This is a genomic window from Paraburkholderia sp. A1BS-2L (assembly GCF_051125205.1).
Lineage (GTDB): Bacteria > Pseudomonadota > Gammaproteobacteria > Burkholderiales > Burkholderiaceae > Paraburkholderia.
The window spans coordinates 293,404-316,815 of the sequence record NZ_CP120432.1 but is presented as its reverse complement, the minus strand read 5'-3'; the positions used below and the strand labels follow the sequence as shown (position 1 = coordinate 316,815).

Sequence of the window (23,412 nt, the reverse complement as noted above, 5' to 3'; positions counted from 1 at the left end):
GCAGAAATTGGGGCGCTTCCAGGTGGACTGACGTTTACGTGCAACGCTCGGGTTGACCAGGATGTTAACTTCGCATCGAGCTGCGTAGATTCTCGATTTTTTCCCCGAGAAGATGCGCAAGGACGAACGCAAGGCCAGCGAACCCAAAGGGGTGTACCGCGTCAGGAACTGGCGGGATTACAACGCGGGCTTGATCGCAAGAGGCGATGTAACCATGTGGATTGATGAAGGCGTACTGACGCAGGTACCCGAGGCTGGCCCGACCAGGCACGGCCGACCGCGTGTCTACAGCGATGCAGCGATCCAGATGCTGCTCAGTCTCAAGCAAGTCTTTCATCTGCCGCTGCGCGCACTGCAAGGCTTCGCCCAGAGCTTGCGCAAGCTCGCCTTTCCGAGCTTGCCGGTACCCAACTACACGACCTTGAGCCGTCGCGCCCAGACCCTCAAGGTCGCGCTGCCGGCGCAACGTCCCCATGAGCCCATGCACCTCGTGATCGACAGCACCGGGCTGAAGGTTTACGGCGAAGGCGAGTGGAAGGTGCGCAAGCATGGCTGGTCCAAGCGTCGCACCTGGCGCAAGGTGCACCTCGCGATGGATGCGAACACAGGCCAGATCTGCGCCGCGCTGATGACCCATCAGGACGAAGGCGATGGCGAAGTGTTGCCCGATCTGCTCGACCAGATTCCGGCTGATGTAATGATCGATACCATCGCAGGCGATGGCGCTTACGACACCAAGCCTTGTCACGCGCAGATCGCCGCGCGTGGCGCCAGCCCGTCGATTCCGCCGCGCGAGGGAGCGAAGCCGTGGCCAGACCGCACGCCCGGCGCCACCTGGCGCAATGCAGCTATTGCCGCTATCGAAGGAAGCAGCAGGCGCGAATGGAAGCAGGCGAGCGGCTACCACCGGCGATCGCTCGCCGAGACCTTGATGTACCGGCTCAAGGTACTCACGGGCTCCTGTCTGTGGGCGCGCGCGACGGGCTCGCAAGCCACCGAGGTATCAATCCGTGCGGGTGTACTCAATCGCATGGTAGCCCTCGCTCGCCCGCAGTCCGTCCGTATCGCCTGAGATTGAGAGCACACAGATCATGTCGTCTCTACGCCTGATTTACGCAACAACGCCCCTCTGAACGGTCGGAGCCAATAACCAAGCTCGGGGTTGATCAATTGATGCATTCCTTGCCAGATGCCTTTGCTGCCAGGCGGGGATCGCTAGCTCGCGGGCAGTAGCCGCTGAGTTGCGCGAGCTTCATGAGGCTGTGTGATGTAGGTCGCGCGTTCGCGGTACGTGAGATGGATCTGAGCCTTCTTGGCGATCGTTTTCTGTTAGCGAAGCGAGGCGAGATTGAAGCTGAAGGCATAGTACGCTGCACACCTGGTTCCTGACGGGCATAAACCCGATATACGAGGGAATGGGCGTCACTTCCGGACGCGCGACGGCAACGGCGAGCTCAACGCGATGATCAACGCCTGCCAGCATCGCGGCGCGACCCTCACGCGCATGGGCAAGGGCAATCAGTCGACTTTCACCTGTCCGTTCCATGCGTGGTGCTACAAGAGCGACGGACGTCTCGTGAAGGTCAAGGCGCCCGGCGAGTACTGCGACGACTTCGACAAGTCCACGCGCGGCCTCAAGAAGGCCCGCATTGCAAGCTACAAGGGCTTCGTGTTCATCAGCCTCGATGTCGAGGCGACTGACACGCTCGAGGACTGTCTCGGCGACGCGCGCATCTTCCTCGACATGATGGTCGCGCAGTCGCCCACGGGCGAGCTCGAAGTGCTGCCCGGCAAGTCCGCCTACACCTACGAAGGTAACTGGAAGCTGCAGAACGAGAATGGCCTCGACGGCTATCACGTGAGCACCGTGCACTACAACTACGTCGCCACAGTGCAGCGCCGGCAAGAAGCGAACGCGCAGAACGGCGGCGCGGCGAACGGCACGCTCGACTACAGCAAGCTAGGTGCGGGCGACGCGGAGACCGACGATGGCTGGTTTGCGTTCAGGAATGGCCATAGCGTCCTGTTCAGTGACATGCCGAACCCCAGCGTGCGTCCCGGCTATGCGAGCGTCATGCCGCGTCTCGTCGAGGCATACGGCCAGAAGAAAGCCGAGTGGATGATGCACCGCCTGCGCAACCTGAACGTCTATCCGAGCCTCTTTTTCATGGACCAGATCAGCTCCCAGTTGCGCATCGTGCGTCCGGTCGCCTGGAACAAGACGGAGGTCATCAGCCAGTGCATCGGCGTGAAGGGCGAATCGGACCAGGACCGCGAGAGCCGCATTCGGCAATTCGAAGACTTCTTCAATGTATCGGGAATGGGCACGCCGGACGATCTCGTGGAGTTCCGCGAACAGCAGCGCGGCTTCCAGGCACGCCTCGAACGCTGGAGCGATATCTCGCGCGGTCATCACAAATGGGTGGCGGGCGAGACGGCGAATACGCGCCTGCTCGGGATCGACCCCGTGCTGTGCGGCACGGAGCTGACCCACGAGGGGCTTTACGTCAACCAGCACGGTGCGTGGCAGACCTTCCTCGCGAACGGTCTCGCACAGCAGTCGAACATCACGAAGGAGGGGTGAATCATGCCGGTCACCTTGCAGCAATCGGTCGAGCAGTTTCTCTATCGCAAGGCCGAGCTTTGCGACGCGCAAAGCTGGGACGAGTATCTCGATCTCTTCGACGAAAACAGCGAATTGCACGTGCCCCAATGGGACTCCGAGCACGTGTACACGACCGACCCGAAGCGCGGCATGTCGCTCATCTACTACGCGAACCGCACGGGACTGGAAGATCGTGTGTTCCGCCTGCGTACGGGCAAGTCGGCGGCTTCGACGCCGCTGCCGCGCACGCTGCACCAGATCACCAATGTGCGCATAGCAGAGCGCGAACACGGCGAACTGGAGGTGAAGGCCAACTGGGTGACGTTCTACGCGCGGCACGGCGTGGCCGAACACTTCTTCGGACGCGTCACCTATCAGCTGCGTCCAGCCGGCGACACCTGGAAGATCGCACGCAAGCATGTGCTCCTGCTGAACGACACGATCAACGCCGTGCTCGACTTCTACCATCTGTAAGCGGGAGCGCCACGAAATGAGCCACAAGGTTGCATTCAGTTTTGCCGACGGCAAGACGGTATTTTTTGACGTCCGCTCCGGCGAACTCCTGCTCGACGCCGCGCTGCGCAATGGCGTGAGCATTCCGCTCGATTGTCGCGAGGGCGTGTGTGGGACCTGCCAGGGACGTTGCGAGTCGGGCAGCTTTACGCAGGACTATGTCGACGAAGAAACGCTCTCCGCCGCCGATGTCGCCGCGCGCAAAATCCTGTCCTGCCAGACGCGCGTGCAATCCGATGCGTCGTTTTACTTCGACTTCGATTCGAGCCTGTGCAGCGCGGGCGGCACCACGTTGCTCACTGGCCAGGTCACGGCCGTGAAGCAGGTATCCGAAACGACGGCCATCCTGCATCTGGACGCGAGTACGCATCCGGGACGGCTCGATTTTCTGCCCGGGCAGTATGCCCGCGTAAAGGTGCCAGGCGCCGATGTGTGGCGTTCATATTCGTTCGCCAACCGGCCCAAGGATGACAATCAGCTGCAATTTCTGATTCGTCTGTTGCCCGATGGCGCGATGAGCAACTACATGCGCGAGCATTGCGCGCCGGGCCAGACGATCGAGTTCGAGGCGCCACTCGGCACGTTCTATCTGCGGGAAGTAGAGCGGCCCCTGGTGATGGTCGCGGGTGGCACCGGCCTGTCCGCATTCCTGGGCATGCTCGACGATCTCGCGCACAAGGGCGGCTGCGGCCAGAAAATTCACCTTTACTATGGCGTCACGAACGCGCGCGATCTGTGCGAGCTCGATCGATTGAAGTCTTACGAGGCGCGCATCGCGAACTTCGCGAGCGATATCGTGGTGATGAATCCCTCCGAAGCATGGCAGGGCAAGACGGGGCTCATTCCCGAGCATTTCGACCGCGCGACGCTCGAGGCGAGCCTGTTCGACATGTACCTGTGCGGACCGCCGCAGATGGTCGAGGCAATCAAAACGTGGCTCGCTAGCGAACGCCTCGACGGCCACCGTCTCTACTACGAGAAATTTGGGGACAGCAACGGCGCGCAGCCAGCCGCGTGAGGCTGCGGCGCAGCATGCATTTGGGGTGTTGCGGTATTTTGTCCGTGCGTGGCGTGGTTTACCATTGAGTAATTGTTTATCTCTCAGTGACACGCCATGCCAACCCCCGCCGTCAACGATAGTCGAGGTATCGACGCGCTGCGTCACGACCTCGAAGGCGCGCGCGACTGGATGGCGTCGATATGCGGACCGCACGCGCTGCAGGTGCGCAGCCCGAAGGCACTGCAGTTCCATCATTCGGGAACAGTGATGCGCTCCATGGCGAGCACGTTGGGCTATGTCGAATACGGCACCGACGTCACCGTCTCCGTGCACAACGACGCGCCGCTCAACTGCTATAGCGTGAGTCTGCCGCTCACCGGGCAGCAGGAGCTCGCCGCGCGCGGTCGCCTGTGGCTGTCGGACCAGGACAGCGGCCTCGTCCTGTCGCCGCACGAGCGGCAGGACCTTGCGATCATGGGCAATTGCCGCAAGATCATCGTTTCGATTCCGAGCCCGGCCGCGCGCCAGGTGCTGGAAGGACTTCTGCAACGACCGCTCGACGCCGCCTTGACGTTCGAGCCGCAAATGAACGCTGCCGATGGCAATCAGGCCGCGTGGTGGCGCATGGTCAAGTTTCTGCTGGCCGAGATGGGGCAGGTCGGCCCGTTGCTCAATCATCAGCAGATGGTGGGAGATCTCGAGCAGGCGCTGATCAAAGGGCTGTTGCTCTCCCAGCCGCACAACTATTCGCAGGCGCTTGCCGAGGCGATGCGTCCAGCGTGCCCGCACTATTTGTTGCGCGCGAAACAGTTTATCCACGACAACGCCCGTGAAAGTATCGCGCTCGAAGACATCGAGCGTGCGGCCGGCGTGTCGCGCTACAAGTTGTTCGAAGGCTTCAGGCAGCATTTCGGGCATGCACCCATGGCCTATCTGAAGAGGCACCGGCTCGAAGCGGTGCGGCGCGAAATTGTTTCGGATTGCTCGGATCGCAATGTTTCTTCCATCGCGATGAACTGGGGCTTCTCGCATCTCGGCCGCTTTTCCAGCGACTACAAGCAGCTCTTTGGCGAAACGCCATCGCAAACACTCAGGCGTGCGGCGAGACGTTAGATCGTTCGACGAGGAGTCGCACGAAGTCAGTATGGACGGGCGGGGGGCACGCTATGAGCATAGAGACGACATGTGCCGCTTATTGAGGCAAGCTATGCACGCCGGCTCGGCGTGCAGGTGGACTCAGGACTTGCGAACAGGATTCCTCGAACGATCAGCGCATCATGGCACTGAGCTGCGTGGGGAGGTTCACCGCATGGTGAACTGATGAATACCTCCATGAGCATCCGCTTGCGCCATATCCGCAGACTCGACTCCAGCCCCCGGTATGGCGCAATCTCTTGATACGCGTGTCACTGGAAGTGATGCACGTAGCGCGGCGCCAAGGGCGTTCCCTCGGGCCGGTTGCGCGCATCCGCCTCGAAATAGGCATTGAACATCAGGTGGTCCTGCTGGGAGAGGCTATACATTGCCCCCGGCCCTCCTATAACCCATGCCGCTTCACGCTGCCCGGACACATTCTGGCCATTCACATTCATGTCGGTGATCTGGTGCAACCGGTAGCCGTTGAGTCTGGTCCTTATCCCGGCAAACAAAGGCGGTGCGCTTGCTTAACACCGATCCCTCGGATCAAGCCGTCTCGTGTGAGGAGACCTGCATATCGGAACACCGACGTTGGTCTCGGAGTCGGCTCGGTCTTCAGGTTCAAGACACAGGGCAGCGAGCACAAGCAAACGTGGCGATATCTGAAATTAGCGGTCGCGAAATAGCATCGAAGCGGTCGACGCTAAATCCCGCAAGCATGGGGGCGTCAGCCCAGGCGTCCAGATTGCCGAATTGAAACGGCAGATCGAAACAGTGGCCGCTGTGCAAGCCTTCCAGCATGCTCTCGGTCTCGAAGGAGGAAAACTGGACGTTTTTTCCTAGTTGTTTCAGCGCTCTGGCGTACTCTGCAGGAAAACGCTGGAACTGCCGCCAGGACGACGCCGCGACCAGTTGCCGATAGGGTGACAGCCCGGACGATGCGCCACAGAATGCACCGTTATTTTGGAGCTCGGGTGGCAAATCAGCGGGTAACCATTGGGATAGCGCCTCATCCACTTGTGCCTGGGTTGCATTGCGCTGCTCAGGCACGTTGAAGAAGAAAGCGGCCGATTCATCTGCCGTGCAGCGGATGTACACTGCCTCGGCATGGCATGCCCGCGCAGCCCATGCCGGATCGAGCATCTTCTCCGGCATGCCGGCACTGGCGACTGGAAGAAATGCCGATGACGCATGGCCCAGCCCTGGCGGTTCCCTGACCAGCGCAGACATGCCCGCCTCGAGAAGCTTCTCGACTGGTGCGCCTTGCAGGTCTCCGTCGACCAGCAGGCTGGCTCTGCGAGTCACTTCGATTTGCCGCTCGGCGAGCCAAGGCGTGCGGGTGCCCATGCTCAACAGCGCCACGCGATGGATCCCCCCCCTCGTTTGCGGGAGGACAGAAAGCAGATGCGCATACCAGCCGCCGGCCGATTGGCCCATCAGCGTGACCCTTCCGGGATCTCCCCCAAATGCATGGACGTTACCAAGAACCCACTGCAGGGCCAGCAGAAGATCGGCGGCAGGAATGGGCAGTGCATGAGCATCCGGCGCGCCGAGGTGCCCGAAAGGGCCCAGGCGATAATTGACGTTGACCACGACGAGTCCCTGCGCGGCAAGCTGTGATCCGTCGTACCACGCCATGGCGCCACCGCCCGTCATCCATGCTCCACCATGAATGAAGAGGACGACGGGCAGCCCTTGTCCATCCGGTGGCGCCCAGATGTTCAAAAAGAACGCATCCTCGGATTGCGTGTTGGCGCGCCCATGGCCCATTGCGGCGGATAGCTTGCCGGGCAGTTGAGGAAAAATCGGCACCTCGTGCTGCCGCGATGCCATCATTCTTCCCGTCGCGGGGCGAGGCGGTGCGAACCTTGAGTCGGCTACCGCGTATCGCAGTCCATGCCAGGCATGCACTTGCATGCCATCAACAAGCAGCTGCTCGGACGGTGCGCCCGGAATGTCGCGTGGTCCCATGGCTTAGAGCTTCGTGGAAATATAGTCAGTCCCAGTCATGCCGTTGCCATGTAGTTCGTACCCCATGGGCGCCGTGATGGAAGCGTGACGGGTTCCCGTATTGATGTCGCGCCACATGCGGCCAAGCAAACTGTTTTCGGCGAAAGCTGCGGTGCCGTGCAGCCAGCACAAGTCATTGACCGCATCCACCAGTTCGTGTCCAGCATGCCCGATGCCGGCACGGTGACGCGCGCGTCGTTCGAGCGGCATGGGGACGCTGCCCGAGGCTGCAGTATCGATCTCCGCTGCGGCGCGCTCGAGCAACAAGCGTGCTGCGTCAATCTTGATGCTGGCCGCACCAAGATTCTGCACAAACGCGCCTGAATCCACCTGCTTCCTGTAGTGCGTATAGGTTATGCCACGTTTGCCCGAGAGGTTTGTCGTATAGTCCAGCGCCGCATACGCAGCCCCCAGTGACGACGACTGAATGGTTGTGGACATCGTCAGATGCGGTGTGAGTCGGCGCCCGAAAGTTGCGTGAGGATCCTGTTCGGGAACATTGCCCATCAGTTGTTCGAAAGTGATGACCCGGTTCTTCGGAACCCACAAGTTTTCGGCAACCATCGTATTAGAACCGGAGCCGCGCATGCCGATGGTGAACCACGTATCCTGGATTTCGAATTCTTCTCGGCGCATCAAAACGAAGCCCACCTGCTGAGATTCGGCTTTTTCATTCTCCTTGATGAAGAGGATGCCAAGTGCCCAGTCCGAATAATTGCTGTTGGAGGCGAAGGGCCACTTTCCAGTGATCCGCCACCCGTCGCCATCCGGTGTGGCCGTACCCTGAGGTTGGGCGAAAATCGACGCGGCCTTGATCGGGCCATTCGCAAAGACCTCGTCGAGCATTTCATCGTCAAACCGGTTGGCAAGCATGACGGAACCGTTGGAGATCACAACGCACCATGCCGCAGCGGGATCGTAGTAGCTTACCGCCTTAGCCGCTTCCAGCAACATCGAAGCGCCTCCCTCGTAACCTCCGTAGCGCTTCAGGGTTGAGATGCGCCAGACACCGGTAGTGTCAAGCGCATCGACCGATTCCTGCGGGAGCATACGATTGCGGTCGGCGATGGCCGCCTGCTCGCGCAGCACGGGGCCAATCTCGTGAATGCGGGCGACGAGTCTGGCGGTTTCCTCGCTCGAGGGCGGGCCAGAAACGGTGACGCGGTCGACCATTGAGATAGCGGAAGACATAGTGATCCTTATAATATTGAATTGCAACCACGAATCAGGAAAAACCGGACTCCGGCTTTTAAATTACATTGACTTACTAATGATTATATTTGACATCGCCGGACTGAATGACGCGGTGATGTTGAAACATCACCTAACTCCTTGAGTCTGGGTGGTGCTGACAAATGCGACGCAGGAGATTCCTGCAATAGTTGAGCGCCCGAAATGAAATCTACTTTCTATGCCAGGTCGCCCCGCAAAACGCCCTGATGCACGACGTCATTTCCGTCGAGACTGACGGTGCAGTTGCGCATCGGGAAGTCGAAATGGCAAGAGGTGAATCGACCGGCAGCGGGGTTAGCTCCGGTAGAGAACAGGAAGTTGCCAGCAAAGGCGCGCAGTTCAGTCCCGTTGGTGTCCCGCTTGTCATACATTACTAAAGAATCCCAACGGGCCGCAGGAGCCATGCCCCATCCTACGTGACTGACGGCATAGGCATCACGCTCCGTCCAGTTGGTGTAATAAGAGCGTATTAATTCCGCATCGAGCCCTTTCCCTTCAATGGCAGTCACGAAGTCGTTCTCGATGCGCAGCGTGACGGGTGTTTCCAGGTAGCGCTTGAAGGTCAGATTGACATCGCCACGGTCAAGCACAAGCGTGCCGTTGACGCTACCGTTGCTCGGGTAGCAGATGCACAGCCCAGCCGGCCAGTAACCGAAGCTGCCTGGCCGGTCAGCAATCCCCGCGCTGCCACGCCCCTGGACCCCCGCGAGATCGACGGTCAGATCTGTGCCAGCGGCCGAGGTAACGCGCATGGCCCTGGCCTCGGTGATTAGGCGTGCGCCCAGCTGACATTTCTCGTGAACCATCGGGCTGGGCTTCACCCGCTCCAGAATCTCGGGGTGTTCGTCGCTGATCATCATGATCCGGGCGCCGTTGGCGAGCAATGCAGCCCGCTCCACCGAGTGCAGCAACCCTTCCACTGTGCAGTCAACGATGAACTGGCTTGAGGAAAGTGCCTGGATCACTGGTTCCAACCCCTCGATTGCCAGTGAGGTGCCCGTGGAGCGCAGCGGGACCGTCCCCTGCAAACGCGGCGTAACCAGGCGTACGTGAAAGACTTTCGCCCCCATCTGAATCAGCGCAAGCTCGGCCAAATCGGCCAATACCGAACGCGACTGCGATTCTGACAAAACGGCCGCCACCTCTCCCGGCTTAACCTGACACAGTCCAAATACCTCGACGAAATCGGCAATCCACTTGCCTTCAATACGCTCAACAAGCATGCTCAATTCTCCAGTTTAAGTGTTGAATACCCGGCGTCGTCATCTGGCGCAACGCTCTGCATTTGATCCGTCAATTTTTCTGCTTTCTCGTCACCTTATGCGCATGCTGGCTGCGTGGCGGTGGCGAGTTGCGTGAATCTGGAGCTGTGAAAAATCAAAGGGGCTGCTTCTTTCCTCAGACTCAGGTCATGGATCAGCAACTGAATGGCGTAATGGTCACCTGCGGGATGGACGTCAAAGACGCTGCAATCGAACCAAAGAGGAGCACCGAGAATGTGGAGTGCGCCTTCGCTTGTCGCTTCGGTTTGGACGTTCTGAAACCTGGTGGCTTTGTCGTGAGAAGCCAGTTGCCTGCAGATGGCAGCATGTTCGACTCCGAGAATTGAGACGCCCAAACGGGGGGCTTTCGATAGAACGCTCCACGTTGAGGAGGTCTTTTGAACGAAGAAGGCGGCAAGGGGAGGCTCAAGCGAAACCCCTACCGAAAAACTGGAAGCGACAACGACGTGCGGCTTTCCGTTGTGTTCCGCAGCGATGGCGGCGACTCCAGAGGGAAAGTGGCTGAAGGCTTCACGTACCACCTTCGATTCCAGGCCGACAGGTTTGTTCATTACGATCACTCCGTGTATTTGTGCGTACTTCGATGAACGGCCCTGCGTTGTACCCGCAACTGGCGCCGCCTCAAGGATGCCTAGTTTGTTACGATCGTCTAGAATTTGCAATATGTATAGGGAAAATACCTACATGATCTCCGCTAAACAGCGTGCTAGGTGGGGATACTTGGCTGATTTTTGATGATGCGGCCCTTATTCAATATTGCAACTATGCTGCTATCGTATATAAAGTGGTATAGTCGTCGTCTAGTGAGGCTTCTCGAGTCGCCGAGATGGTTGCCCCACAAACCCGCCTTGCGGGGGAGCGGCGACGTGAGGGCAAAGGCAGGGGCGAGATGCGATATCCCACGGAGCTGGAAAAGACGGTCGTGCAACGCATGAGACTGCGTGGGAAGTGGGCCGATCGAGCGATGGTCGGGGCCTTCCCTGTAGCTTTCGTAACGCTATATGGTTGGCGCCGAACAATCCAACGAGATAGCGTCTCCCGGACGATAGTAGCGGAGCCTCCGAACCACAGGCCATCGAGCACTTGCGTTCAGATACGTCACGGACCTCGAAATTTGTTCGTCGATGTATTCCGATGTGCGCGATTCCCGACATCGTTTGCCGCCCTGATGTGAAGCTTTTTTATTAAGGATATCGAATAGTGTATTTGCACATTGTTATGATGGCGTTCAACAAGGAGATAAGTCCATCACTCAGGACGCAATTCGAAAAATGGTTTCAGAACACGGCTCGCGACTGCGACGGCGTTGAGCGCTTTGATTTTGTTGACAACCAGTCGCGCACGTCAGCCAGTTACTCGCATGCTCTCGTTTCAGTATTCTCGAGCAAGCAGGCGCTGGATGCCTACCGGGCCAGTGCCGCTCATAGCAAAATGATGGCGGAGTTGGGCTACTACATCAAAGAGATTGCCGTACTCGACACCGACTTGGAGCAGCATTGCCGACTCTGAAATTTTGCTTACCCCAGCAGCCGGCCCAAGAACTCCATGTGCACCAAAGAGGCGTTGTGGGTGGCTCCGCGGAAGGTTTGAGAGCTTACGGTATGCAGTTTAGCCTTCCGCTGCGGACTGACATGTAAGATGGCGACTGTAAAGTAATCAGGGACTTCCCCTTCCATGGGGCGCAGCACTGACTAATGGTTTCCGCTGAGTGCACCGGCTTTCGACTTCTCGGGAGCACGCTGGGATCGCCGGCCAGTGGTAGAGCCTGGGGGAGTGGGCCAGCGAGGCGCTTGATGCGTTTAAGATAGCACTATTGCATTAGCATTGAGATACGAGATGAAAGCTTCCGTCGCTATTGACGAAATAATTGCCGGACGAGAACACTGGAGCCATGAACAGCCTACACATCATCGCTACCTTCTGACGTTTTTCGGACTGTATGCGCGACCTGCGGGCAAGGCAATTCCCGTTGCGGCGGTCGTCCGCCTTATGGCCGAACTGGGCTCCGAACCGTCAAGTGTGCGCTCGTCAATTTCCCGGTTGAAAACAAAGGGCGTACTTGTCAGCAAGAAAGCCGGGGCGGGCAGCGAATATGCGTTATCGGAGCTTCTTGAGCCACATATGCAAGCAGGCGACGAGCGGATTTTTTCACCTCGCTCGATGGGAATCGGTGATTCTTGGCTGCTGGTTTCGTTCTCGGTGCCGGAAAGCGAACGCCAGAACCGGCACAAGATCCGCGCTGGGCTCACCCGGATGGGATTCGGGACCGTGGGCGCCGGATTGTACATCGGTCCAGAACACTTGCAGGCCGAGGCTGCCGAATATATCCGGGAACACCAGCTTTGGAACTATGTTCAACTATTCGTTGGTCAGCCTGGCGGTCATGGCAACCTCCAGGAAAAGGTGGCGCAATGGTGGGATCTGGAGGGGTTACGCGAAGAGTACCAGGTATTTGTAGACTCCTATCGGCCTGAGTCCATAAAGTGGCAGTCCTGGCTACGCGATGGTACTGGAACCGCGGGCGATGCATTCAAACTCTATATTGCGATGGTAACGCATTGGCGCAGGCTCCCATTTCTGGATCCGGGTCTCCCTCCCGAGCTATTGCCGGCAGACTGGGTCGGGATCGCGGCGCGCAAGGTCTTCACCGATTTGCATCGCGTCCTCAAACCATTGTCGGCGCAGTATTTCGCCCAGGTCATTGGCGAGTACGCTTGATGCCGAACTGATTCGCGGAAGAAGGCCGTTCGGCAGCATGTTTCCGGGCCGACTAGCATAACTTTTGTGTCCGAGGGACGAGGACAAGCTTGTCCGCGTGACGCGTACAGAGCTCAAAGCATCGTTCGCGGTTGGGCGCCGTCGACCAGCGACGCCCAGCCGCTGTGTTCTCCATGACGCCACCACGACGCGGTAAAGCAAAACCCGATTGCGAAATCAAATTGTGCGGGTCTCGGGTCGGATTCCGCCAAATCTGTACTGCCGGTGGAGCGTCTGAACCTGACGGGCCCTTTCCCGTCCATTTCTAAAACGCGATGCCGCAGTCCGGGAGTCCGGGCAGTATTTATGTATCAGCATCCTGACTGGTGGCTCAATATCCACGGAACATCCGACCATGACAATCGCAAATCAGCACATCATTCTCACGGGCGACCGCCCGACCGGGCCGCTACACCTTGGCCACTACATCGGTTCGCTCTATGCTCGCGTGCAGCTTCAGTACGAGGCACGGCAGTTCCTGATGCTCGCCGACACGCAGGCGCTGACCGATAACGTCGGTCGCCATCAGAAGATCAGCAGCAACGTTCTCGAAGTGGCACTGGATTATCTGGCGGTGGGTATAGACCCCGCGAGATCCACCATCTTTATCCAGTCGCAGGTGCCGGAACTGGCCGAATTGTCACAGTACCTACTGAATCTGGTAACCGTCGCGCGGCTTGAGAGAAATCCGACCATCAAGGAGGAGATTCGCCTGCGTGGATTCGAACGTGATATTCCGGCGGGCTTCCTGACGTATCCCGTGAGCCAGGCAGCCGACATCACGGCCTTCAAGGCGACACGGGTACCGGTCGGTGATGATCAGTTGCCGATGATCGAACAGACCAACGAGCTGGTACGTCGATTTAACAACTCCGTTGACCGATCTGTGCTTGTGGAATGCGATGCGGTGCTCTCCAGCGTCCCACGATTGCCCGGTATTGACGGCAAAGCGAAAATGAGCAAGTCGCTTGGCAATGCGATTGCGCTCAGCGCGAGTCCGGATGAGATCACAAAAGCGGTGACCAACATGTACACGGACCCGAATCATCTGCGCGTAAGTGACCCGGGCCGGATTGAAGGCAATGTCGTCTTTGCCTTCCTTGATGCGTTCGAACCTGATGTCCCCCTGGTCAATGAACTCAAGGCCCACTACCGGCGTGGCGGGCTTGGCGACAGCATCGTCAAGCAGAAGCTGAACGAGCGGCTCCAGGCACTGCTTGCGCCCATCCGGGAGCGCCGTCACGAGTTCGCACGTGACCGCGCGGAAGTGCTCGCGATTCTCGGACGCGGTACAACTCGCGCACGAGAAGTCGCCGGTACAACTCTGGCAGAGGTGAAAAATGCACTCGGCCTCACTTACTTCGCGTCTAAGCGACCGTAGATACTGGGCGGCCGAATGCGCTTTCTGCTTGCGTCGATGAATACGTGCCATACACCACTGCCCGAGAGGGCTTTGATCGCGACGTGGGCCTGCCCTCGCCCGTCAAGACGGGATCGCTGGGCGCTTACCTCGAGTTAGCGAAGCGGGCAGCCCAGATGGGGGTACACGTTCTTTTCGTGCGTTTTCTGGCGGTTTCACCAGAAAACGCTTTCAGTGTCAACTAGTTGAAAATTCATCAAGTTGCAAAAACGTATGAGGCCGCTCAGCCGTGCTACGAGCAGCCTTCCTGCGCCGTCACCGCCTGAAAATACTTGAGAAGGACAAGTACCCCAGCCAACGCGGCCAACGATAACCGACAACGGTTCTGGACCGGGCGTCCTCCGAGCTTACGTTTCATGTCCCATTTCAGAATGTCAGTGTCCCAAAAGAGAAGGCAGGCCTGATCTAAACCTCCGAGATTTACGTCACCGCTCGGATGTTCGTTTCGAATTTGCTGCGACGCGCAGGTTCGGGAGTACAAAGGTCTCGTCAACAACGGTATTCGGGCGGCTGAGATGCTCGACCGCGCAATTTAACATAAATATAATTATCGAAGTTAATTCGTAATCCTATATTGTTAAAATAAAGCAGTGCCGGGGTTTAGAGTTCCGGCCATATGAAGCCTGTAGCGCGTCAGCCAGCGCGAATTTCAATGAGCATGCTGGCCACGAAGCAAGTTATGTATTCCATGCTGCGCCAGCGTCAGCGGCGCGCACGGACTGCGTGGGGGCTCCGGCTCGATACGTACGGAAAAGTCGACGTCGATGCCATGAGATGAACATCCGTCATCCCAGCAGCTGCGTGTGCGGGGTGACCTTGTAGCCGTGGGACAAGACGAAATCACCTCGTAAGGTACGTTCGGCGAAGGATCCATTCCCGACCGCGCATAGTTGCCTGCCGCAAAGCCCGGCTGCTCTGCCGGCCGAGACGGGCCGCACGTTGATGCATTGTGACTCATAGGTTACAATGACGCGCATGACAAAGCTGATCATTACCACCGAATTCGACGCCTGGCTTTCCCGCGTACGGGATCGTCAGGCTGCGACGGCGATCACCGGTCGGCTCAAGCGTGCAGCGTTAGGCAACCTCGGATACTGGCGTGCGGTCGGCGACGGCATCTCGGAGATGAAGATCGACGTCGGTAAGGGGTATCGGGTCTATTTCACGCAGCGTGGCGACGTCCTGGTGATCATTTTGTGCGGTGGGGACAAGTCCACGCAGTCCGCAGACATCAAGCGGGCGAAGGCCATCGCGGAAGAGCTGGAGGATTGAAATGAAAGTAAGCGAGCTGATGGAGTTCGACGCTTCGAAGTACCTGAAGGACGAAACGGACTACCGGCTGTACCTTGCGCAAGCGTTCGAGGGCGGCGACCCGGTCGAGATTCAGGCGGCGCTCGGGGACGTTGCCAAGGCGCGAGGCATGACGGCGCTCGCGCGCGAGTCGGGCATTGCGCGTGAGGCGCTGTACCGGGCGCTCTCCAACAAGGGGAATGCGGAGTTCGCGACGATCATGAAGGTGATCGGGGCGATGGGCCTGCACCTTACGCTGACGAAGCCCGAGGAAGACCTGAAAGCGAAACTCAAGGCAAAGGCTGCAGCGAAGCCTGTCGCGGCGAAGAAGAAGGCTGCGACGGTCGCGAAACGTGGCGTCAGCACGGCGACGAAGGCTCGTGCCGATGCTACGGCCCGCAAGACCGCCAAAGGGCGCACCAAGGCCAGCAGCGCCCACGCGCACGCCTGAAGCACCATCCCACTCGCAGCCAACGATCCGCCGACACCGGCCTCGCAGGCTTCGTCGCCTATGCGACATCGAATAATGGATAAGAACAATCGCGCTCCGTCTCGCAAAGAGATGCTGAAGCGCGGCATTCTGCCGGGTGCCTTGATTGGCATCGCAGGCGAGATCGGGTATGTCTCGGGCTGAGTTCGGTCGCTTTACGAAGCGCATCCGCCGACTGACGCAGGATCAGCGGCGAGCTGGGTGCAGGCCTTCGGATCGTGTTCACTTCCAGAGTGATTCGCGCAGTACAAGATGACATTTGGCGAATCGCCTGCGGTCTCGCTGTGGGACCGCTCCTGACTGAACTGAGCGCTTCCCGTGAATGTGGCTCGTTTAGTAATTTTACATAATTCTATTGATCAATTTCTATAGGAATACTAATCATATGCCATTGACGCAAAGGGTCGGTCGCACAGCGGGAACCGGGCGCGGGTGGCCCGTTGCATGTCCTGCCCATCAGCTCAGATTCGAGCCAATTCACTGGAGCACGTTGCCGGGGCCGTCGCACACGGGACGGCGCCGCCCGTCCACGAGTCCTGTGCCGTGGCATGGATGTCGTTGAAGATCTTGTGCAGGCCAGCGTGGGAGGAGGGCCGTGGCGGCCACGGTCCCAGAGGCAGGCAAGACAAACTGGTCGGCACTTGCCAGCACGGGTGTCCGGCCATTTGCGGCATCCAGAAATCTGGATACAACCGATCGGGCGTCGCCAACCAGCAATCCGCTCCTGGCGCCGCGCGCAGACAAATTCGACGACTTTAAAAAGCGGGCAACCAGTTGATTCGAGGTCGCCCTGCGATCTTTGTGCGAACAGCGCGTCAGGCCTCGCAGACAATTGCCGATAGTATCAGCGGAATGACCTGTTGAATTTCTGCATGACCGCCCGCTTTTCGCACGAGTGCTTCGACAGAGTCGGCCGAACCGAATACCACCGCTCCGTAGACTGGACCCGAGGACGTCTTGGCACTTCCGGGTTTGAAGAATGGGTCACCCGGCTGGTATCCAAACACTGCGCGAACTCGCAGTCCGTAAGCCGTGAGTTCCGTCGTATGCGTGGGCCGAAACGCATTGACCGAGTCCGCCTCGACGTGAATCGGGGTGGGGTCAATCGACTGATCATTGATGAGGTTGGCAATGAACGCGTGTGGATTGGATTTGCACGCGAACTGTTCGTCGAGCGTACGCCCGAACGCCGACGTTGTGCAAATTCCGGCACTCGTTATGACTGCGGAAACCAGAGGGACGAGAAGGCGCTTGTTCATGGCAGACCGTGGAATGCACCCGGCTCGATATCGTTACCTTGCGACACGCGACCACGTGTATTCGCGAAACGATGCGGATGCGGGTGCGGGGGATATTGCATTTCGTTTCTGGAAACCATTCGAGCGTGCTGACTGCCTATGCGCAAGGATGGCTACTACAGCGCAACCTGCATGATGTCGAGCGCTGCACGAGGTGACGTGCGTTCCAGTGAACGGCGCAGATCGTCCGGTAACTCCGATGTCTCGGCTGCCGTAAATCCGATCTTCTCGAAATAGCGTTCGGCGCCTGTGGAGTCGACGACCAGTGACTCGATTCCGCACTCGCGCGCATCGGCGACGAGCAGAGAAAAGATGAAGTCGCCGAGCCCCGCGAACCGCGCGCGTCGTGCGACGGCGATGCATCGAAGTAACCCGACCTTGCCATAGTGCTCCAGGCCAGCGCATCCAATGATGCCGCCACTGTCCCTGGACACCAGATAGCGATCGATGTGTTCGCGGACGCCCTCGACCGGCAATTCGCAGGTACGCAGCAGGTCCTCGACCTCGGGGAGGTCTTTCTTCGTTGCATAGCGGGGGCGCATCACACCATCTCGACAAGCAAAACACTGGTGTCGATGCTATATCGCCGCGGTCGTTCATGCGCCCAGGGATTCTTCGTAAGGCCATATCGGGACGTCTGGTGCGAACGAGAAAGTGCTGCCGCGACCAGGGCGGCATGCGATATGAATCTCTCCACCCATCAATCGCACAAGTTCGCGCGCATGGTGTACTTCACGCCCAATGCGTGTTGAAGCTTTCGTACGACGGACAGCGGCGCTATGAAGAGCAGCAGCGCCAGCTCAGCATCGCCGCGCTCAGGCGTCGCGCATCCGCGCTGGGATTCGAGATCACCCCGACCGGCCAGACACCCTGAAAACCTGCCGTATCCTTAGTGTTTCTCGTGTGGTCGGAAGATGGCATGAAAAAAAAGAATCTTGAACTTGAAGACATGCGGGCGACGGTTTCACCGCCAGGGGGTTACGTCTGGTGGGGCGACCGCAGCGATCTGCTGGCTACAGCGGCTCACGCGGCCGGTTTCGGGCGAATCGAATGATGCTGGTCGACCCTCCCGAGTCGTCAGCTGCCATGCCACCGCAAGGAGGTAGGGTCGGTACAGTTGCCCGCTGCATCGCCACTTTCACAGGCGTCTGATCAGCCCTTCCGGAGATTGTCATCGCTGACCACGCCCTGTACAGCATGGTTACCTGACCGTGCGGAGGGGTGGATTAAACGGGCATTGGCGACAGCCTGACGCATACAAAAAGCCCGCATCTGCACGTATCGTGAATATGGCAAACGACGACGACCGTGGCGGATCACGGAGCCACGAACAACGATTGGAGAATTCCATGCGCATTACGCTCCATCTCGACACGTTCGACCGCATTGACCCGAATGCCTATGCGATTCTTTGGATCGACAACGAAACCTGCAAGTGGTCCCGCGAAGGTCATGCCGGTCTCCAGCTCCCCGAATGGGGAATGCTGCGGGTCGAAAGCCCAGGCGCGCTGGTTTGCGGTCAGCATGATGCGCGCCCTCTATTCACCCTCGAAGGTCTTGCACTGGAAGGCCAAACTGGTCCGTTTGAGGGAGAATCAGGCGAGGCACTCTGGCACTGTGAAAACGGGCCACGCATCGCAGGACACTGGCATGTACAGTGCATCGACAAGGATGCAGTGCCTGCCGAGCACAGCGTGTTCGCAGAGGACGAGGTGTAAGGCGAATCTCAGGCCGCCGGCGGTACAGAATGCGCCAGGAGGCTCAGGGCGGCCCTGAGCTGTTGAGGCCAGAAGGGGCCATTCAAACGAAACGGCAGGCGTTGCGCGACCTAACGTCGGCCTGCGAGCGGCCGAAAAGTGAGTGAAGCCGACGCCCGCATGTCCGACATGCGCCTGTGATCACGGATCGTTCATGGCCGTTCTCCGCCCAATACAGATGGCACGCGCTGCAGCTACCTTCGCATGCGAAAGGCAGACGCAGCAATTCCCTGATTTGACGCATGGATAATGGTTGCCAGCATGAGATCGCGATGATGTTCGGCGCTTCGCGCGCAACGGTCTGGGACTACCTGGACCGTGCCCGGCGTGCGCAACTGGACTTCGGGAAAGGTGTTGCCATCGGTCGGCAGTCGCCGCGCGCTGCCAACAAAAACGCCACCCGCAGGTGGCGTTGCTCGTGCCCGGGGCAGTATGGATCAGTCCTGCCCGGATTCGGCCGTGCGACGCGCGCGCACCCTCAGCGTGGCCCGGTAGATCGGCCGGGCGGGCTGCTTCGGCAGCGTACCATTCGCGATCGCAGCCTCGGTGTGTTCGAGGACCACGGCAACGCCGCGCTTCTGCATGGCGACCACTTTCGGGCGCAGCCTGCTAGATGCGTTCAAAGCCATAGAATCCTCCTTCGTCAGTGGCGGGGCGCGTCACACACCGGAACGACGCACCGAACTCGCCGCGGGCAAACCGCCGCGACATCCTATTATAGAGCGAGTCAAGCTTGCCGTTCTGCGGGGCGTAGAAATACTGGCGCACGGCCGGAAACGCGAGGGCATGGCCCTCGACGGCCACGGCCAGCACTTCCATGAACTGCCAGATCATGTCGGGCTCCGGCAGCGGCCACGCGCGCGGGTCGAACATCGTGTCCCGGTCGGCCCCTGCGCGCAGGAACTTGACGATGCGCGAACCGGGCGCCGGGATGAAGCCGTTGTTCCACGCGACGGCTGTCTCGCGCACGAAATCGGGGTCGTTGCCGGCATACGCCATGACGTCGGCGAAGAATACGAGAAACCGCGTGCCGGCGAAGTCGATACCGACTGCCTCCATCGTCGAATCAATCGGCAACGGTTCGGTCACGACGATGGCGTCGTCCGGCGGGTTCGGAAAAAGGCGCGCGATCAGCGCCGGGGTCACATAGTCGATCATTCTCGGGTCTGGCTGGTTTCTGCCAATTGTATATAGGAGCGCCAGATCCGCGACACGCGGGCGGCAGCCGGCCGGCGCAACAGCGATGCGCTGAAAGGCCCACGACAGCGCGTCTGCGCGCGATCGGCGGTACTGCCTGCTTCACCGCCATGCTGGCCTTCGTCCAGCGCGTGCCGCCCGTCGCGCAGCCACCGGGGACGGCATCTGCGCCGGGATGGGCCGCATGGCTCGCCCGCATCGCGTCAAGCTGGCCTTCCAGCATGCCCGCCTGATGACGCAGATCGCCCAGCTGCGCCTGCAGCGACTGGATCTCGACCTGCGCGCGCTCGCCTTCGCGAACCGCGCGTTGCTGTGCGCTGTCGATGTCGCGCTGCAGACGCGTATTCGCAGTGCGTTCCCGCTCGATCTCCAGCAGCGCGCGCTTCTCCGCGGCCTGCAGGCGCGTCTCGGCCAGCGCCGTGCTGCTGCGCTGTTTGTCGAGTTCGGCGGCGAAATCGGTGCGGGCCTGCGCAAGGGCGGCATCCCGTTCGCGGCCTTCCTGCTGCAGCCGCGCGAGCTCGCCTTCCAGCGCTTCGCGCGTCGCCCCTGCGGCCGCCTGCGCCTGCTCGAGTGCCTGGATGCGAACCTGCGCGGCGAGCAGGGCGCCTGTGCGATGCTCGAGCGCCGTTCCGGTGCGCGCCAGATCCGCCTGCAGGGCGGCGACTGACGCCTCGGCAGCGACTCGGGCGGCTTCAGCTTCATCCCGCAGCGCCGCCAGGGCGTCCTGTGCGGCACCGCTCGCACGTGTCCAGAGGGCGGCCACCCGCTCGCCGGGGGCGCCCCGCAGGTCCTCGGGCAGGTCGGCGTGCTCGATGCGCACGCGGCTTTTTTTCCCGCAGGTCGACCCAGAATTCGGCGAGCACCTCGGTGGGCGTGCCCATGCTGCCGCGGCGCACCAGCTGGTACAGGCGGTTGGCCGTCGGCGTGATGCCGAAGCGGAAGAACAGCAGCGCGCAGACTTCGCGATAGAGCTCGCGCGTCTTTGGATGCGCGACCTTCAGGCGCTCGATCCCGGCGGCCAGGGCGACGTCGGGGGCGACGGCGGGGACCGTTTCGGCGGACAGGGTATGGTGCGTGGAAATTTTCGGGGTGAATTTTTATAAATATTACTACGTAATATGATCAATTTCTGACGATTTTAACGTGATACACGACATTAGGCGTATAATGTCGTGTAGTGTATAATTCAGCATCGTACCCACTCCGTGACGTCATCTGGAGCCCTCAGGCCGTGAAAAACACCGGTCTCGTTGCCATCCAGCCCGTCGAATCGCTCGTCGTGCCGGCCGCGCTCGATGGCCGTGACGGCAGCAACCGCGGCGTGGCCGGCCAATAGCCACAATAGCCAGCTCGCCGCGGACAACGACCTGGACGCCCTGCGCGCGTGGCTGTCGAACTACGCCGATACGAAAACCACCTTCGACAGCTACCGCAAGGAAGCCGAACGGCTGCTGCTCTGGGCCGTCGTGCAGCTCGGCAAGCCGCTGTCGTCGCTGACGCACGAGGATCTGCTGCGGTACAAGGTGTTTCTCACCGACCCGCAGCCGGCCAGCCGCTGGGTCTCGCTCAGGGACGACGGCACCCGCGGCGGCAAATACGCGCGCGCCGACGCACGCTGGCGCCCGTTCAACGGCCCGCTTTCGCCGGCCAGCCAGCGCCAGGCGCTCATCATCCTCAATGCGATGTTCACCTGGCTCGTGAGCGCCGGCTATCTGCGCGGCAATCCCATGGCGCTGCTGCGGCAGCGCGCGAAGCGTTCGGCGCCGCGCGTGACGCGCTATCTGTCGACCTCGCTATGGGACGAGGTCAAGGCCTGGGTGGAACAGCTCCCCCAGCAGAGCGAAGCCGAACGCAGATATGCCGCACGCTGCCGCTGGCTCACGACGCTGTTCTATCTGCAGGGCATGCGGATTTCGGAGGTCGCGGGCGGCCGCATGGGCGACTTCTTCCGGCGCCTGGGCGCCGACGGCCAGGACCAGTGGTGGCTGGAAACGGTGGGCAAAGGCGACAAGGCGCGCATCGTGCCGGCGTCACCCGAGCTGATCGCCGAGCCGCGGCGCTATCGAACCGCGAACGCCCTGGCCGCCCTGCCCGCGCGCGCCGAGGACCTGCCGCTCATCCTGCCGTTTCGGGGCACCGCGCGCTGCCTGTCGCGCTCCGCCGTGCACGACGCCATCAAGGGCATTTTTGGCAGTGCCGCCGCCTGGCTGCGCGACAGGGATGCGGAATTCGCCGATCGCGCCGATGAACTCGACCGGGCCTCGGCGCACTGGCTGCGGCACACGGCCGGCTCGCACCAGGCGGACGGCGGCGTGGACCTGCGCACGATCCGCGACAACCTTGGCCACGTCTCGCTGAACACGACCAGCCTCTATCTGCATGCCGAAGACGACGAGCGTCATCGCGAAACGGTCGATCGTCACCGGATGAACTGGACGCCGCCGCCCGCCGGAAGCAGCAAGGACGAGGATTGACAGCGATCCCCTTGCGTTGATCATCCTGCCGGGCAGGCCGTGGCCGGATGGCGACCTGGATCCTGCGCGCTCGCGAGAGCTAGTGGCTCGGACCCTGCCCTTCAAGTCGTTTTATATAGCCGAACGCACTTTGTCTGCTAACAAGCGTTAGGGTTCGGGGTACGAGCTCGGTGTGGCCGCCGGTCTTTCTTACCAAGCATCCTTTGCCATTGCGCATGAGCGGAACGTTTACTCTTTCACACGCGGCAAGACTCTTTCGACAAGGGCAGCCAGGTGTTTATCTAGGTCAAGCTCGTAAGACACAGCGAGGCGGGCCACACCCTTTGCCATCGCTCGATGAAACGGCTTCAGATGATTCACGTCGGCCAGTGTCTGTCTCCTGTCCATAACGAATTTAGTAGGTTTATCCTCCAACTGCGTCCGGCAAGCCTCTTGCATTTCTGACAGCAAGTTCTTCACTTTCGGGGGAAAGATCGTAGCTTGCAATGTTTTGGTGATTTCCTACCGCATTTCGAGAATCGAGGCGGCAAGCCACTCCGGGCTTTGGACGTGACTGGCAAGGTGGGAAGCGTCTCCTTTTTCATCTACATGAAGAACTCGTCGATCGTCCAGAAAGACCAAGAGCTTGCGGATAGCCTCCTTTTCTGAGGTTGTTGATTGCCACGACACTCCAACAAGCGGGGTCGACACTCCTGTGAAATTTTCCCGAAGCCACTGAAATGGTCGCTTAAGCATCCTGTCCGCCTTTGGGTGAGTGATGGAGAGAGGCAAAACGCGTCATGGGAATTCTAAGTCTAGTCTGCCGATCTTTTTCCGATGCAGCTTACGTATTAGCTGAGAGCTCAAGCCGCGAAAGCGGCGAAGCGACGCCAAGCGCCGAGCTGGGGCGAGGGGAATCACCCCGCAGGCCGTGCTGATAGCGGAGCGAACCATGCCACCACCCCGGTG

Annotated in this window: 21 protein-coding genes and 4 pseudogenes; 14 read left to right on the top strand and 11 right to left on the bottom strand. The window is 60.0% G+C overall.

The window, feature by feature from the left end:
* Positions 1-112 precede the first annotated feature (112 nt).
* From P5W98_RS35300 to P5W98_RS35280, 5 genes and pseudogenes are all read left to right on the top strand, one after another.
* The gene (locus tag P5W98_RS35300) at positions 113-1,072 is read left to right on the top strand and encodes an IS5 family transposase (protein ID WP_421026637.1); all 960 of its coding nucleotides are present in this window, start codon (positions 113-115) and stop codon (positions 1,070-1,072) included.
* A 360-nt stretch (positions 1,073-1,432) separates the two neighbouring features.
* Positions 1,433-2,584: pseudogene (gene antA, locus P5W98_RS35295) on the top strand (anthranilate 1,2-dioxygenase large subunit); the annotation flags it as partial.
* A 3-nt stretch (positions 2,585-2,587) separates the two neighbouring features.
* Complete coding sequence (antB, locus tag P5W98_RS35290) at positions 2,588-3,079, top strand: anthranilate 1,2-dioxygenase small subunit (RefSeq protein ID WP_421028829.1); 492 nt, start codon at positions 2,588-2,590, stop codon at positions 3,077-3,079.
* A 16-nt stretch (positions 3,080-3,095) separates the two neighbouring features.
* Positions 3,096-4,136 (top strand): anthranilate 1,2-dioxygenase electron transfer component AntC, encoded by a 1,041-nt coding sequence (antC, locus tag P5W98_RS35285; RefSeq protein ID WP_421028828.1) that lies wholly within the window; start codon positions 3,096-3,098, stop codon positions 4,134-4,136.
* A 96-nt stretch (positions 4,137-4,232) separates the two neighbouring features.
* Positions 4,233-5,231 (top strand): AraC family transcriptional regulator, encoded by a 999-nt coding sequence (locus P5W98_RS35280; RefSeq protein WP_421028827.1) that lies wholly within the window; start codon positions 4,233-4,235, stop codon positions 5,229-5,231.
* 293 nt (positions 5,232-5,524) lie between these two features.
* Here the strand turns inward: P5W98_RS35280 and P5W98_RS35275 are convergent.
* The 5 genes and pseudogenes from P5W98_RS35275 to P5W98_RS35255 form a co-directional block, all read right to left on the bottom strand.
* Positions 5,525-5,758 (bottom strand): annotated as a pseudogene (locus P5W98_RS35275) (transporter); the annotation flags it as partial.
* 118 nt (positions 5,759-5,876) lie between these two features.
* Positions 5,877-7,172, bottom strand: a complete 1,296-nt coding sequence (locus tag P5W98_RS35270; protein ID WP_421073412.1) for a carboxylesterase family protein — start codon at positions 7,170-7,172, stop codon at positions 5,877-5,879.
* Between the two features lie 57 nt (positions 7,173-7,229).
* Entirely contained in the window at positions 7,230-8,456 is a 1,227-nt protein-coding gene (locus P5W98_RS35265) for an acyl-CoA dehydrogenase (RefSeq protein WP_421028825.1), read from the bottom strand.
* A 218-nt stretch (positions 8,457-8,674) separates the two neighbouring features.
* Positions 8,675-9,721 (bottom strand): peptidase M29, encoded by a 1,047-nt coding sequence (locus tag P5W98_RS35260; RefSeq protein WP_421028824.1) that lies wholly within the window; start codon positions 9,719-9,721, stop codon positions 8,675-8,677.
* Positions 9,722-9,816: 95 nt separating this feature from the next.
* Positions 9,817-10,332: a flavin reductase family protein gene (locus tag P5W98_RS35255; protein WP_421028823.1), complete on the bottom strand. Its 516-nt coding sequence runs from the start codon at positions 10,330-10,332 to the stop codon at positions 9,817-9,819.
* A gap of 649 nt (positions 10,333-10,981) precedes the next feature.
* On the opposite strand from P5W98_RS35255, the gene P5W98_RS35250 reads away from it, so the two are divergent.
* From P5W98_RS35250 to P5W98_RS35230, 5 genes are all read left to right on the top strand, one after another.
* Entirely contained in the window at positions 10,982-11,290 is a 309-nt protein-coding gene (locus P5W98_RS35250; protein ID WP_421028822.1) for a Dabb family protein, read from the top strand.
* Positions 11,291-11,617: 327 nt separating this feature from the next.
* Positions 11,618-12,499, top strand: a complete 882-nt coding sequence (locus P5W98_RS35245; protein ID WP_421028821.1) for a PaaX family transcriptional regulator — start codon at positions 11,618-11,620, stop codon at positions 12,497-12,499.
* 394 nt (positions 12,500-12,893) lie between these two features.
* Entirely contained in the window at positions 12,894-13,919 is a 1,026-nt protein-coding gene (gene trpS, locus P5W98_RS35240) for a tryptophan--tRNA ligase (protein WP_421028820.1), read from the top strand.
* A gap of 1,014 nt (positions 13,920-14,933) precedes the next feature.
* Entirely contained in the window at positions 14,934-15,230 is a 297-nt protein-coding gene (locus tag P5W98_RS35235) for a type II toxin-antitoxin system RelE/ParE family toxin (RefSeq protein WP_421028819.1), read from the top strand.
* A 1-nt stretch (position 15,231) separates the two neighbouring features.
* Complete coding sequence (locus P5W98_RS35230; protein ID WP_421028818.1) at positions 15,232-15,699, top strand: addiction module antidote protein; 468 nt, start codon at positions 15,232-15,234, stop codon at positions 15,697-15,699.
* A gap of 854 nt (positions 15,700-16,553) precedes the next feature.
* On the opposite strand, the gene P5W98_RS35225 is transcribed toward P5W98_RS35230, so the two are convergent.
* Both P5W98_RS35225 and P5W98_RS35220 read right to left on the bottom strand, forming a co-directional pair.
* Positions 16,554-16,997: a hypothetical protein gene (locus P5W98_RS35225; protein WP_421028817.1), complete on the bottom strand. Its 444-nt coding sequence runs from the start codon at positions 16,995-16,997 to the stop codon at positions 16,554-16,556.
* 155 nt (positions 16,998-17,152) lie between these two features.
* Positions 17,153-17,578: a GNAT family N-acetyltransferase gene (locus tag P5W98_RS35220; RefSeq protein ID WP_421028816.1), complete on the bottom strand. Its 426-nt coding sequence runs from the start codon at positions 17,576-17,578 to the stop codon at positions 17,153-17,155.
* Between the two features lie 203 nt (positions 17,579-17,781).
* On the opposite strand from P5W98_RS35220, the gene P5W98_RS35215 reads away from it, so the two are divergent.
* From P5W98_RS35215 to P5W98_RS35205, 3 genes are all read left to right on the top strand, one after another.
* Complete coding sequence (locus tag P5W98_RS35215) at positions 17,782-17,910, top strand: hypothetical protein (RefSeq protein WP_421028815.1); 129 nt, start codon at positions 17,782-17,784, stop codon at positions 17,908-17,910.
* Between the two features lie 45 nt (positions 17,911-17,955).
* Positions 17,956-18,090: a hypothetical protein gene (locus tag P5W98_RS35210; RefSeq protein ID WP_421028814.1), complete on the top strand. Its 135-nt coding sequence runs from the start codon at positions 17,956-17,958 to the stop codon at positions 18,088-18,090.
* Positions 18,091-18,385: 295 nt separating this feature from the next.
* Complete coding sequence (locus tag P5W98_RS35205; RefSeq protein ID WP_421028813.1) at positions 18,386-18,754, top strand: DUF3564 family protein; 369 nt, start codon at positions 18,386-18,388, stop codon at positions 18,752-18,754.
* Between the two features lie 476 nt (positions 18,755-19,230).
* Here P5W98_RS35205 and P5W98_RS35200 read toward each other — a convergent pair whose 3' ends face one another.
* The 3 genes and pseudogenes from P5W98_RS35200 to P5W98_RS35190 all read right to left on the bottom strand — a co-directional run.
* Positions 19,231-19,422, bottom strand: coding sequence for a hypothetical protein (locus P5W98_RS35200; RefSeq protein ID WP_421028812.1), 192 nt, complete (start codon positions 19,420-19,422; stop codon positions 19,231-19,233).
* Positions 19,403-19,882, bottom strand: a complete 480-nt coding sequence (locus P5W98_RS35195; protein WP_421028811.1) for a hypothetical protein — start codon at positions 19,880-19,882, stop codon at positions 19,403-19,405. The genes P5W98_RS35200 and P5W98_RS35195 overlap by 20 nt, the downstream gene beginning before the upstream one ends.
* Positions 19,883-20,168: 286 nt before the next feature.
* Positions 20,169-21,054: pseudogene (locus P5W98_RS35190) on the bottom strand (DNA-binding protein); the annotation flags it as partial.
* Positions 21,055-21,203: 149 nt separating this feature from the next.
* On the opposite strand from P5W98_RS35190, the pseudogene P5W98_RS35185 reads away from it, so the two are divergent.
* Positions 21,204-22,464, top strand: a pseudogene (locus tag P5W98_RS35185) (tyrosine-type recombinase/integrase).
* Positions 22,465-22,965: 501 nt separating this feature from the next.
* On the opposite strand, the gene P5W98_RS35180 reads toward P5W98_RS35185, so the two are convergent.
* On the bottom strand, positions 22,966-23,199 hold the full coding sequence (locus P5W98_RS35180) for a DUF6650 family protein (protein WP_421028810.1): 234 nt from the start codon (positions 23,197-23,199) through the stop codon (positions 22,966-22,968).
* Positions 23,200-23,412 lie beyond the last annotated feature (213 nt).